Genomic DNA, 12,325 nt, shown 5'->3' with positions numbered 1-12,325 from the left:
CCTCGGGGTGGCGAGCATGCAAAGCGAACCACGAGCGCTCCTGCAACAGTCTTGGCCAGGGGAGAGTGGAGGGCCTCCCAAGAGGGATTCAACCAAGCAGCCGCGCGCGCGTCAGCGCTTGGAGACAAAAACGTGCGCGGCAACATCGCGCGGAAGCTCCGCGGGAGTGTCGTTCGCGTCACCGTCACCTGTCACCCGCACACCGTCGTCGCTCGCCGCGAGCGTGACCTCGCGTCCGGGTTGTATCCCAACTTGCTTGAGTTTAAGCATCACAGCGGGATCACTTTGCACTTGTTCGCTAATTCGGCGGACGACGACGGGTATATCTCTCGGTCCTGCCACGTCGCTCATGGACATCAGCTGGTTGCCGCCGGCCTCGGCCTCCTTGGCGCCCAGCTCGGCGAGCCCGGGGATCGGGTTGCCGTGCGGGCACACCGTGGGGTTGTCGAGCAACGTCACCAGCCGCGCCTCCACGGACTCCGACATGACGTGTTCCCAGCGGCACGCCTCGATGTGCACCTCTTCCCAGGGAAGTCCGATCACCTGGGTCAGCAGGCACTCGGCGAGCCGATGCTTGCGCATCACCCGCGTGGCGAGCTGGCGGCCGAGGTCGGTCATCGACAGGTGCCGGTCACCCTCGACCCGGACGAGGCCGTCACGCTCCATGCGCGCGACCGTCTGGCTCACCGTGGGCCCGCTCTGCTGCAGGCGCTCGGCGATGCGCGCGCGAAGGGGGACGATGCCCTCTTCCTCGAGCTCGTAAATCGTGCGGAGATACATCTCCGTCGTATCGATCAGGCCGTGTGCGGTCAAGACAGTCCTCCCAACTGAATGTTACGCCGGTCGTGGCGTTTGGGTCCCCCTGGACGCTGACCACCCGACCCAGGACTGAGCCCGTTCGCCTCGGGCACAGGCCTCACAGGAACCCTATTGGGAGAACGACCGACGATGGATAAGGACGGCAACACCAGCGCGGCCCAGTTCCTTCCCGACAAGCTGGACCTCGAGTCGCTGCGGCTCGCCGCGGCCTGTTGCGAGGGGTGTGGCCTGTACAGGAACGCCACGCAGACGGTGTTCGGCGAGGGGCCGAGTCAGGCGAGGTTCATGCTGGTGGGCGAGCAGCCGGGGGACCAGGAGGACCGTCAGGGGCATCCGTTCGTCGGCCCGGCGGGTCGCATTCTGGACAAAGGTCTGGCGGAGGCCGGTATTCCGCGTGACGACGTTTACGTCACCAACGCGGTCAAGCACTTTTCCTTCGTGCCGCGCGGGAAAAGGCGCATTCACCAGAAGCCGACGGCCGCCGAAGTCACGGCCTGTCATCCGTGGCTCGACGCGGAGCTGGCCGTGGTGGATCCGTCGGTGATCGTGGTGCTGGGTGCGACGGCCGCGCAGGCGCTGCTGGGGCGGACGTTCCGGGTGACGCAGCACAGAGGGGAGCCGGTGCCGCTCGGCAACGCGCTCGCGGTGGCCACCATCCACCCGTCGGCCGTGTTGCGCGCGCCGGACAGGGACGCCGCGTACGCGGGCTTCCTGTCCGACCTCCAAGCGGCGGCCCGGGCGGCCTGACTATTCCGGGGCGGCCACCGGACTCTTGGCGACCGTGCCCGCCCGGTAGTTCCTGAAGGTGGCCACCGACAGGCCCACGACCAGCACCACGGCCGCGCACGCCAGGCCGCCGCCCACCCACGCGCCGGTGAGCCCGAACACCGTGGCCGTGGCACCGGCTCGCAGGTCGCCCAGGCGCGGCCCGCCCGCCACGACGACCATGAACGCGCCCTGCATCCGTCCCCGCATCTCGTCGGGCGCGTACAGCTGCAGGATCGACTGCCGCCACACCGACGACACCACGTCCGCCGCGCCGCCGACGGCCATGAACGCCACCACCAGCCACAGCTCGGACACCAGGCCTGCCGCGGCCACGGCCAGCCCCCAGACGGCGATGACGACGACCAGCGCCACCCCCTGCCGGCTGACCCGCCCCACCCACCCGGAGAACAACGCGCCGACGACCGAGCCACCGGCCATGGCCGAGTTCAGCAGGCCGAGCGCGATCTCCGACCCGCCGAACGACTTGTCGGCCAGCTCGGGGAACAACGCCCGCGGCAGCGCGAACACCATCGCGATGATGTCCACCACGAACGACATCAGCAGCACACGGCTCCTGACGATGAAGCTGAGCCCCTCCAGCACCGCCCGCGCACCTGGACGGCTCACTTCGCCCTTCGGAGGCAGTGAGGGCAGTCTGAGGGCCGCGTAGAGGCTGCCGGTGAACAGCAGGGCGTCCACTGCGTACGCCGCGGCGAACCCGCCGGTGGCCAGCAGCACGCCCCCGACCATCGGTCCGACCACCGCGCCCATGCTGTAAACCAGCGAGTTGAGCGCGTTGGCGGCGGGCACCAGCTCGGGCTCCAGGATCCTCGGGATGATCGCGCCTCTGGTCGGGCCGGTGATGGCGAAGCCCGTGGCGTTCAGCGCGACCGCCGCGAAGATCAGGTAGACGTTCGCCAGCCCGAGCAGCGCCTGCCCCAGGATGAACAGGGTCGCCGCCCAGGCCACGAACGAGCCGATGATCAGCAACTTGCGCCGGTCCATGGCGTCGGCGACCGCCCCGCCCCACAGGCCGAACACCACCAGCGGCACCAGGTTGGCCATGCTGAGCAGCCCGACCCAGAGCGAGGAGTGCGTCAGCTCGTAGACCTGCTGGCCGACCGCCACGACGGTGACCCCGACCCCCATGTGCGAGACCGCTTGGCCCAGCCAGATCCGCCGGTACGCGGGTACGCCCAGCGGCCGGGTGTCCACCAGATGACGTTTGACCAGCTCCCCGAATGCCACTCAATGCACACTAAGGCGCGAGTCTCTCCAAGGCCCAGCCGGGTCGGGTCCGCCGGTAGCGAAGGCGGTCGTGCATCCTGTCGAGCTGTCCCTGCCAGAATTCCACCTCGTTGGGGGCCACGCGGTAGCCGCCCCAGAAGTCGGGCACCGGCGGGTCGTCCGGCCAGCGGTCGGCCAGCTCGCGGTAGCGGGCGTCCAGCTCCTCCCTGGAGCGCACGACCGCCGACTGGCGTGAGGCCCACGCGCCGATGCGCGAGCCGTACGGGCGGGAGTTGAAATATGCCGCCGACTCCTCGTGGGGGATCTTGGCGACGGTGCCCTCGATGCGGACCTGGCGGCGGATGGGGTGCCAGGGGAACAACAGCGAGGCCCGGGGGTTCTCGGCCAGGTCGCGGCCCTTGCGCGACTCGTAGTTGGTGTAGAAGACGAATCCGCGTTCGTCGTAGCCCTTCAGCAGGACCGTCCTGGCGCCGGGGCGACCTCCGGCGGAGGCCGTGGCCAGGATCATGGCGTTGGGTTCCGGCAGGCCGGCGTCGACCGCATCCTGGAACCAGACGGTGAATTGCGCGATGGGGTCGGACGCGAGGTCTGATTCGAGCAGCGGCTCGCCCTCGTACGTACGGCGAAGCCCCGCCAGCACGGGCGGGCGCGGGGTGGCATCCACGAGACCGTATTCTTGCGTGCCCGCGGGCACGATCCCACGCACCCGCTTCCCATGGCGATCTCATGCCGACTCTGAGACCGCTTGTGTCATGGCGATCTCATGCCGACTCTGACACCACTGTGTCATGGCGATCTCTTGCCGGCTTCCGAGACCGCTCCGACCAGCGGGTTTGGCCTTACGGCGGGTCCCGAGACCGAGCATGACCTGGGAGGGGGTTAAATTGACCCGCCGGTATCTCGACATCAAGGCTTTGCGTTGCCGAAACATGGCAAGAAAGGGAGGCGGCCGAGCATGTCCGACTTCAAACCCGGGCTCGAAGGCGTCGTAGCTTTCGAGACCGAGATCGCGGAACCGGACAAAGAAGGGGGCGCCCTTCGATACCGGGGCGTCGACATCGAAGAGCTGGTCGGCCGTGTCCCGTTCGGGGCCGTCTGGGGCCTGCTGGTCGACAACACGTTCCAGCCGGGCCTGCCCCCGGCGGAGCCGTACCCCATCCCTGTCCACTCCGGTGACATCCGCGTAGACGTACAGAGCGCGCTGGCCATGCTGGCTCCGGCCTATGGCTTCAAGCCGCTGCTCGACATCAGTGACGAAGAGGCCCGCGACCAGTTGGCGCGGGCTTCCGTCATGGCGCTGTCGTTCGTGGCGCAGTCCGCGCGCGGACTCGGCCTGCCGATGGTGCCGCAGAGCCGGGTCGACGAGGCGAAGACCATCGTCGAGCGGTTCATGATCCGCTGGCGCGGTGAGCCCGATCCCAAGCACGTCAAGGCCATCGACGCTTACTGGACCTCCGCGGCCGAGCACGGCATGAACGCCTCGACGTTCACCGCCCGCGTCATCGCCTCCACCGGCGCCGACGTGGCCGCCGCGCTCTCCGGTGCCGTCGGCGCCATGTCCGGTCCGCTGCACGGCGGCGCCCCGGCCCGGGTGCTGCACATGATCGAGGGCGTCGAGCAGCTGGGCGACGCCAAGAAGTACGTCCAGGGCGAGCTCGACAAGGGCAACAGGCTCATGGGCTTCGGTCACCGCGTCTACCGCGCCGAGGACCCGCGCGCCCGCGTGCTGCGCCGTACCGCCAAGGAGCTCGACGCCCCGCGTTACGAGGTCGCGGCGGCGCTGGAGCAGGCCGCGCTGGAGGAGCTGCACGCGCGCAAGCCCGACCGGGTGCTCGCCACCAACGTCGAGTACTGGGCGGCCGTGGTGCTGGACTTCGCCGAGGTTCCGTCCCACATGTTCACCTCGATGTTCACCTGCGCCCGCACGGCCGGCTGGGCCGCGCACATCCTGGAGCAGAAGCGCACGGGCAGGCTGGTCCGCCCCAGCGCGAACTACGTCGGCCCCACCTCGCGCCCGCTCAGCGAGGTGCCCGGTGCCGACGAGGTGACCGGCGCGTACTGATCCACGTCACAGCGGCTACCGCGCGGCTCGCATCCGCGCGGTAGCCGTTTTCGTGGAAACAGCCTTAGGGGAAAGTTGTCCTTGACCGCCTTATGTCAAGGGATCAGCCTGAGCGCAGGCACCCCCAGCCTCCCCCGAGCAGGACGGACAACCACGCGTAGCGGGTTGTCGGCGCGCGCCTGCCCTCCTCCGGCGGGAGGCCCGTAAGGAGGCACGTCATGCGCCAGTCGACCGACGACTCCAAGCCCGGTTTAAGCAGGCGAGGTTTCCTCGCCGGCGTGGGAGCAGGGACCGCCGCCCTGACGCTCACCCCCGCCGAGGCGCTCGCCAAAGTCGTCACCGTCCAGGCCGGTGGCCTGGCCACCGCCCCGGACCGGTTCGGCCGGATCTTCAACATCGCCCCGTTCGCCGACTTCAACGCGCCCACCCTCCGGCAGGCCCTCATGTCGATGGGCCGTCCCGGGGGCGTGATCGACGCCCAGGACCCGCTCCAGGAGGGCCCGATCCGGCTGATCACCAACCCGGAGCTCAGCCCCAATAACCTCGACAACGCCGCGCAGACCGCCGGCATCACGTTCCTCGGCCAGTTCATCGACCACGACCTGACGTTCGACGAGACCTCGCCGCTCGGCGTCCCCACCGCTCCAGAGCAGTCGCCCAACACCCGGACGCCCGGCCTGGACCTCGACACCGTCTACGGCGGCGGGCCCACGGCCGACCCGCAGTACTACAACCCCTCCGACCCCGCCAAGTTCCGGTTGGAGAGCGGCGGCAGGTTCGAGGACCTGCCGCGGCTGCCGAACCGCAGGGCGATCATTCCCGACCCGCGCAACGACGAGAACCTGATGATCAGCGGCCTGCACGCCGCGTTCCTGCTGTTCCACAACCGGGTGGTCGACCACCTGCGCGCGTCGGGGCAGACCGGCAACGTCTTCGAGGCGGCCAGGCAGCAGGTCAGATGGCACTACCAGTGGATCATCCTGCGCGAGTTCCTGCCATTGATCATCGGACCGACCGTGGTCAACGACATCCTGGCCAACGGGCGGCGGTTCTACCGGCCGGCGCAGGGCCAGCAGTTCATCCCGGTCGAGTTCCAAGGCGCCGCGTACCGGTTCGGGCACAGCCAGGTCCGGCCCTCCTACCGGGCCAACCTCGCGGGGAACGCCGACAACACGCCGTTCTTCGGGTTCGTCTTCGACCCGGCGGGCCAGGGTCAGGCCGATCCCGTCGACCTGCGCGGCGAGGCCCGGGCGCCCAGGCGCTTCATCGGCTGGCAGACGTTCTTCGACTTCGGCGACGGTCAGGTGCGCCCCAACAAGCGCATCGACACCAAGATCTCCACGCCGCTGTTCAACCTGCCGCTGATCGCGATCCCGTCCGGGGACGCGCCGACCGCGCTGCCGCAGCGCAATCTGCTGCGGCACATCACCTGGTCGATCCCGTCCGGGCAGAACATCGCCCGTGCCGTCGGCGTGCAGGCGCTGGAGTCGCAGCACTTCCCGGAGCTGCAGCAGTTCGGGCACGGCCTGCCCGCCAGCACGCCGCTGTGGTACTACGTGCTCAAGGAGGCCGAGGTCCTGGCCGGTGGCGTCCGGCTGGCCGGCGTCGGGGCGAGGATCGTGGGCGAGGTCTTCATCGGGCTGCTGCAGCTCGATCCGAGCTCCTTCCTCAGGACCAACCCGTCCTGGCGCCCCACGCTGCCGCGCAGGACCGGCGGGACCGGCGACTTCCGGATGGTGGATCTGCTCACGTTCGCGCGGGTCGATCCGGCCAGCCGGGGCCAGTGAGCGGCTCCGCCGGGATCAGCACCGCTCGACCGGCGTCGGCGGTTCCGTCGGAAGCAGTCCCGCCCGGTAGGCGTTGGCGAGCACCTCCGACCTGTTGCGCGCATCGAGCTTCCTGAACAGGCGGGCCCGCGTGCTCTCCACGGTCTTGCTCGCGATGCCCAGCAGGCGGCCTGTCTGCCTGATCGTGCGGCCTGCGGCGATCGCGACCAGCACGTCGTGCTCGCGGCCGGTGAGGTGAGGCGTGGGCAGGAGGCGGCGGCACATGTCCGCGCCCACGACCACGTAGTCACCGGCCACCAGGTCGAGGACCGCGCAGAGGTGGTCGGGGACGTCCTCCAGCCACAGTACGGCGTACGCGCCGTGGGCCATGGCGTCCGCCACCGTGGTGGGACACGGTGGCGCGGACGGCACGGCGACGGCGCGGGCGCCGAGGCGTACCGGCAGCAGCCAGTCCGCGGGGAGCGGGTCCACGAGCACCGCCGTGAACCTGAGCACTCCCTGCCAGGCCGCGGCGTCGTCGCCGGTGACCGTGTCCCGCACGGCGAAGAGCGGTCTGCCGCCCCCGATCATGGTCCGCGTCACGATCTCCGTCGCCACGACGCACCTGGCATGCAGCACCACGAGGTCGCGCCCGAACGACACGCGCGGGCGCGGCGCGCTGTGTTGAATGGTCGCGCTCACTTGGCCCTCGCCGATCACGCGAGCGGCCGCTCTCGGGCGGAGGTGGAGCAGGTCGAGCGCGAGGCCGTGCGACACGGCCTGCGCCTGGCCGGCGACGCCGAGCTTCTGGTAGATGTGCCGCTTGTGATTCTCCACGGTGCAGCGGGCGATGTGCAGCCGGTCGGCGATCTCCTGGGCGCTGTGACCCGCGCAGGTCAGGGAGAGGACCTGCAGCTCTCTGGCGGTGAGGCCATCCATGTCGACCATGGGCATCACGCTCCCGCGACTAGTGAGGAACGTGAGTTGGAAAGGGCGTTTCGTCAAGTCCCCGGCCCTCTTTCGGCCGCTGACCTGGGAGCATCTGTGAAAGTTTCACGGATCTCATAATCCGGACCCCGTGCGAGCCACTCCACGCCGGTCAGTACGCTGGTTCACGTGGCTGACATCGTGATTCCCGCTGACATCAAGCCCGCCGACGGCCGATTCGGCTGCGGGCCCTCGAAGGTACGCACCGAGCAACTGGCCGCGCTCGCCGCCTCCGGCGCGAGCCTCATGGGCACCTCCCACCGCCAGAAGCCGGTCAAAAACCTGGTCGGCCGCGTACGCTCCGGACTCGCCGACCTGTTCTCGCTGCCTGAGGGCTACCAGGTCGTGCTGGGCAACGGTGGCACCACGGCGTTCTGGGACATCGCCGCCTTCGGGCTCGTCCGCGAGAAGTCGCAGCACCTGTCGTTCGGCGAGTTCTCCTCGAAGTTCGCCACGGTCACCAAGAAGGCCCCGTGGCTGGCCGAGCCGAGCGTGATCAAGTCCGAGGTCGGCACCCACCCGACCGCGGTGACCGAGGAGGGCGTGGACGTCTACGCGCTCACCCACAACGAGACCTCGACCGGCGTCGCCATGCCGATCAAGCGGGTGGGCCCGGACGACTCGCTCGTGCTCGTGGACGCCACCTCCGGCGCCGGCGGCCTGCCCGTCGACATCACCGAGAGCGACGTCTACTACTTCGCGCCGCAGAAGAGCTTCGCCTCCGACGGCGGCCTGTGGATCGCGATCATGTCGCCGCGCGCCCTGGCCAGGGTCGAGGAGATCGCCGCGAGCGGCCGTTACGTGCCGGAGTTCTTCAGCCTGCCGGTCGCGATCGACAACTCCGGCAAGGACCAGACCTACAACACCCCGGCCGTGGCCACGCTGTTCCTGCTGGCCGACCAGCTCGACTGGATGAACGGCAACGGCGGCCTGGCCTGGACCACCGCCCGCACGGCGGACTCCGCCTCGCGCCTCTACACGTGGGCCGAGAAGTCGTCCTACACCACGCCGTTCGCCGCTCCCGAGTTCCGCTCGCAGGTGGTCGGCACGATCGACTTCTCCGACGACGTGGACGCCGCGGCTGTGGCCAAGGTGCTGCGCGCCAACGGCATCGTCGACACCGAGCCCTACCGCAAGCTGGGCCGCAACCAGTTGCGCATCGCGATGTTCCCGGCCATCGACCCGGCCGACGTCGAGGCGCTGACGGTGTGCGTCGACTACGTGGTCGAGCGTCTCTGACGACGACGTAGCTCTGCCATGAGGGCGAGCGCGTCCTCCTCCGCGACGCTCTGCGCGAACCTCGCCAGCACCGGCAGCCGGTCGGTGCTGGCCGCGAGCGCTTCCAGCATGAGGTCGCTGACGTGCTGGTCCCTCGACTTGGCCGCGGCATACCTGAAGGCGTTGCGATAGGGCGTGCGCACGAGCAGACCCTTCTTCACCAGCCGCTCGGCCACGGTCTGGACCGTCGTGTAGGCCAGCTCGCGTTCCTCGCTGAGCATGCCCAGGAGCTCTCTGACGCGCAGCGGCTTGTCCGCGTCCCACAGGGCTTCCATGATCGCGCGTTCCAGCGACCCCAGGTTCGCCAACTGACTAACCTTTCCGGCTCAAGCTGTAGGAATCATTCTTGCCCGATATCCCCCCATTCGGCCAGGGAACCGTGCGCCCCAAGAGCCTCGGTTATCTGATGTTCGCCAGCCGCTGGCTCCAGGTGCCGCTTTACCTGGGCCTGATCGTGGCGCAGGCGGTGTACGTGTGGCAGTTCGTGCTGGAGCTCTGGCACCTGATCAAGACGGTGTTCCTGCACGCCGCCCCGGCGTCGGCGGGCACGCCGTCCGCCGAGGTGGTGGTGATGCTCACCGTCCTGGGTCTGATCGACGTGGTGATGATCTCCAATCTGCTGATCATGGTAATCATCGGCGGTTACGAGACGTTCGTCTCCCGCATCAACCTCAACGACCATCCCGACGAGCCGGAGTGGCTCTCCCACGTCAACGCCAACGTGCTGAAGGTCAAGCTGGCCACGGCCATCATCGGCATCTCATCGGTGCATCTGCTGCAGACCTTCATCAGGGTGCAGTCGACGCCCAACGACAAGATCATGTGGCAGACGATCATCCACCTGGCGTTCGTGGCCTCCGCCGTGGGTCTGGCCTTCATCGACCGCCTGCTCTCGGCCTCCCCGGCCGAGCACACGCGGTCACATATTTAGCGCTCGCCTACGACGGAGCACCCAGCCGGCCACCACGCCGCCGACGAGGCCGAACAGGTGTCCCTGCCAAGAGATGCCCTCCTGGTTGGGCAGCAGGCCCGCCAGGATCCCGTAGTAGACGATGCCCACGCCCACGGCGATGACGATGTCGAGCAGCCGCCGGTCGAACACGCCCCTGGCCAGGATGTAGCCGAAGTAGCCGAACACCAGCCCGCTCGCCCCGACCGTGTAGACGGCGGGGCTGGTCAGCCAGGTGCCGAGCCCGCCGATCACGATGATGATCAGGCTGGCCCACAGGAACTTGCGCACGTCACGCAGCCCGGCCAGGAAGCCGAGCACCAGCAGGGGCACCGAGTTGGCCATGAGGTGGCCGAAGCCGCCGTGCAGGAAGGGCGCGAACAGGATGCCGACCAGCCCCTCGGGATCCCAGCCGAGGATGCCGAACTGGTCGAGCGCGCCGTTGAGCACGAAGTCGACGCCCTCGACGACCCACATCACGACGAGCATGCCGACCACGATGATGAAGGCGCTCAACGCGCCGGAGAGAAGGGCTCCGGCGCCACGTTTGGCGGACTCGAACCTCGGCGAACCCGAATAGTCGCTCATGCGCCCTCCTCCGGAGGTCGCATGAGCGACAGTCGGCTGTGTTGGCCTAGTCGCTCGCTGCGCTCGCTCATGCGCCCTCCTCCGGAGGTCGCATGAGCGACAGTCGGCTGTGTTGGCCTAGTCGCTCGCTGCGCTCGCTCATACGCCCTCCCGGTAGCTCGTCTTCTCCCTTTACGGTACGCAGGAAGTCCTATGAACGCGCTAAAAGTATCCCCCTCCCCGTTCCGGGGAGGGGATACCGGTTCCGGGAGGGGGAGAGCTATTCGCCCTTCCACTGGGGCGCGCGCTTCTCGGCGAAGGCCGCGGCGCCCTCCATGGCGTCCTTGGAGCCGAACACCGGACCGACGATCGCGCCTTGCTTGGCGAACATCTCCTCCAGCGACCAGTCCTGGGACTCGATGATCACCTTCTTGGTGGCGGCGAGCGCCAGCGGGGCGTTGGCGGCGATCTTGCGCGCCAGCTCCAGCGCTCCCTCCAGGGCCGTCCCCGGCTCGGTGATCCGGTTGACCAGGCCGAGCTCATACAGGCGGGAGGCCGGGTAGTGCTCGCCGGTCAGCGCGATCTCCATGGCCACGTGGTACGGGATCCGCCGCGGCAGCCGCATGATGCCGCCCGCCCCGGCCACCAGCCCACGCCTGGGCTCGGGCAGCCCGAACGTGGCCTGCGACGAGGCCACGATGACGTCGCAGGCCAGCGCGAGCTCGAACCCGCCCGCGAGCGCGTACCCTTCGACGGCGGCCACGAGCGGCTTCTTCGGCGGCGCCTCGGTCACCCCGCCGAACCCGCGCCCCTCGACCACCGGGAAGTCGCCGGCCAGGAAGCCCTTCAGGTCCATCCCCGCCGAGAACGTGCCCCCGGCGCCGGTCAGGACATATGCCGAAATGTCGGGACGTTCATCGAGCTCGTCCAGCGCGCCCGCGATCCCGCGCGCCACCGCCCCATTGACGGCGTTGCGCGCCTTGGGCCGGTTGATGGTAATGATCGCGACATTGCCGGACTCCTCGACGAGCACTTCGTCAGACACGGGAAGCCTTTCAACTCGGGGGTTCGCGGGGGGCGTCCCCCCGCGGGGACCTCACTTGGGCTGGAAGCGGATGCCGCCGTCGAAGCGGATGACCTCGGCGTTCATGTAGTCGTTCTCGATGAGGCTGCGCACCAGGTGCGCGAACTCGTCGGCCCGTCCCATGCGCTTGGGGAACACCACCGGCGCGACCAGCTTGGCCTTGAACTCCTCGGCGTTGGAGGAGAAGCCGTAGATCGGGGTGTCGATGATGCCGGGGCAGATCGTGTTCACGCGGACGCCGATGGCCGACAGGTCGCGGGCCGCCGGCACCGTCATGCCCACGATGCCGCCCTTGGAGGCCGAGTACGCCAACTGCCCGGTCTGCCCTTCCAGGGCCGCCACAGACGCCGTGTTGATCACCACGCCGCGCTGCCCGTCGGCGTCGGCCGGCTCGGTCTTGGCGATCGCGGCCGCCGCGATGCGCATGAGGTTGAACGTGCCGATCAGGTTGACCTCGATGACCTTGCGGTAGGTGGCCGGGTTGTGCGGCTGGCCGTCGCGGTTGACCGTACGCTCCGCCCAGCCGATGCCGGCGCTGTTGACCACCACGCGCAGCGGCTTGCCGGTGGCCACGGCCGCGTCCACGGCCGCCTGCACCTGCTCGTCGTCCGACACGTCCGTCCTGGCGAAGACCCCGCCGATCTCGTCGGCGACGCTCTTGCCGCGCTCCTCGTTGAGGTCGGCGACGACCACGGTGGCGCCGGCGCGGGCCAGCTCGCGGGCGGTGGCCTCGCCCAGGCCGCTGGCGCCGCCGGAAATGATTGCTGCAGATCCGTTCACGTCCATAGACCGGACCC

13 protein-coding genes are annotated in these 12,325 nt (G+C 69.1%); 5 read left to right on the top strand and 8 right to left on the bottom strand.

The window, feature by feature from the left end; all coding sequences use genetic code 11:
- Positions 1–111 precede the first annotated feature (111 nt).
- A complete protein-coding gene (locus Q9G87_RS05530; RefSeq protein ID WP_305915064.1) occupies positions 112–813 on the bottom strand; it encodes a metal-dependent transcriptional regulator in 702 nt (233 codons plus the stop codon).
- A 135-nt stretch (positions 814–948) separates the two neighbouring features.
- Between Q9G87_RS05530 and Q9G87_RS05525 the strand changes: the two genes are divergently transcribed.
- Positions 949–1,566 (top strand): UdgX family uracil-DNA binding protein, encoded by a 618-nt coding sequence (locus tag Q9G87_RS05525; RefSeq protein WP_305915063.1) that lies wholly within the window; start codon positions 949–951, stop codon positions 1,564–1,566.
- Here Q9G87_RS05525 and Q9G87_RS05520 read toward each other — a convergent pair whose 3' ends face one another.
- Both Q9G87_RS05520 and pdxH read right to left on the bottom strand, forming a co-directional pair.
- Positions 1,567–2,835: an MFS transporter gene (locus tag Q9G87_RS05520; RefSeq protein ID WP_305915062.1), complete on the bottom strand. Its 1,269-nt coding sequence runs from the start codon at positions 2,833–2,835 to the stop codon at positions 1,567–1,569.
- 10 nt (positions 2,836–2,845) lie between these two features.
- Entirely contained in the window at positions 2,846–3,499 is a 654-nt protein-coding gene (gene pdxH / locus Q9G87_RS05515) for a pyridoxamine 5'-phosphate oxidase (RefSeq protein ID WP_305915061.1), read from the bottom strand.
- A 291-nt stretch (positions 3,500–3,790) separates the two neighbouring features.
- Between pdxH and Q9G87_RS05510 the strand changes: the two genes are divergently transcribed.
- Both Q9G87_RS05510 and Q9G87_RS05505 read left to right on the top strand, forming a co-directional pair.
- A complete protein-coding gene (locus Q9G87_RS05510) occupies positions 3,791–4,897 on the top strand; it encodes a citrate synthase 2 (protein WP_305915060.1) in 1,107 nt (368 codons plus the stop codon).
- Between the two features lie 218 nt (positions 4,898–5,115).
- Positions 5,116–6,684, top strand: a complete 1,569-nt coding sequence (locus Q9G87_RS05505) for a peroxidase family protein (protein WP_305915059.1) — start codon at positions 5,116–5,118, stop codon at positions 6,682–6,684.
- A gap of 15 nt (positions 6,685–6,699) precedes the next feature.
- Here Q9G87_RS05505 and Q9G87_RS05500 read toward each other — a convergent pair whose 3' ends face one another.
- On the bottom strand, positions 6,700–7,611 hold the full coding sequence (locus tag Q9G87_RS05500) for a LuxR family transcriptional regulator (protein WP_305915058.1): 912 nt from the start codon (positions 7,609–7,611) through the stop codon (positions 6,700–6,702).
- Positions 7,612–7,779: 168 nt separating this feature from the next.
- On the opposite strand from Q9G87_RS05500, the gene serC reads away from it, so the two are divergent.
- Positions 7,780–8,889: a phosphoserine transaminase gene (gene serC / locus Q9G87_RS05495; RefSeq protein WP_371825726.1), complete on the top strand. Its 1,110-nt coding sequence runs from the start codon at positions 7,780–7,782 to the stop codon at positions 8,887–8,889.
- Here the strand turns inward: serC and Q9G87_RS05490 are convergent.
- Positions 8,868–9,236, bottom strand: a complete 369-nt coding sequence (locus Q9G87_RS05490; RefSeq protein ID WP_305915057.1) for a BlaI/MecI/CopY family transcriptional regulator — start codon at positions 9,234–9,236, stop codon at positions 8,868–8,870. The genes serC and Q9G87_RS05490 overlap by 22 nt on opposite strands.
- Before the next feature lie 71 nt (positions 9,237–9,307).
- Between Q9G87_RS05490 and Q9G87_RS05485 the strand changes: the two genes are divergently transcribed.
- Entirely contained in the window at positions 9,308–9,859 is a 552-nt protein-coding gene (locus tag Q9G87_RS05485; RefSeq protein ID WP_305915056.1) for a TIGR00645 family protein, read from the top strand.
- Here the strand turns inward: Q9G87_RS05485 and Q9G87_RS05480 are convergent.
- The 3 genes from Q9G87_RS05480 to Q9G87_RS05470 form a co-directional block, all read right to left on the bottom strand.
- A complete protein-coding gene (locus Q9G87_RS05480; RefSeq protein ID WP_305915055.1) occupies positions 9,848–10,465 on the bottom strand; it encodes a rhomboid family intramembrane serine protease in 618 nt (205 codons plus the stop codon). The two genes, Q9G87_RS05485 and Q9G87_RS05480, sit on opposite strands and share 12 nt — an antisense overlap.
- A gap of 259 nt (positions 10,466–10,724) precedes the next feature.
- Complete coding sequence (locus Q9G87_RS05475) at positions 10,725–11,489, bottom strand: crotonase/enoyl-CoA hydratase family protein (RefSeq protein ID WP_305915054.1); 765 nt, start codon at positions 11,487–11,489, stop codon at positions 10,725–10,727.
- Positions 11,490–11,540: 51 nt separating this feature from the next.
- The gene (locus tag Q9G87_RS05470; RefSeq protein ID WP_305915053.1) at positions 11,541–12,314 is read right to left on the bottom strand and encodes an SDR family NAD(P)-dependent oxidoreductase; all 774 of its coding nucleotides are present in this window, start codon (positions 12,312–12,314) and stop codon (positions 11,541–11,543) included.
- Positions 12,315–12,325 lie beyond the last annotated feature (11 nt).

The organism is Nonomuraea turcica, assembly GCF_030718205.1.
GTDB lineage: Bacteria > Actinomycetota > Actinomycetes > Streptosporangiales > Streptosporangiaceae > Nonomuraea.
The sequence above is the reverse complement of the archived record's forward strand: the minus strand, read 5'-3'. Positions and strand labels throughout refer to the sequence as shown.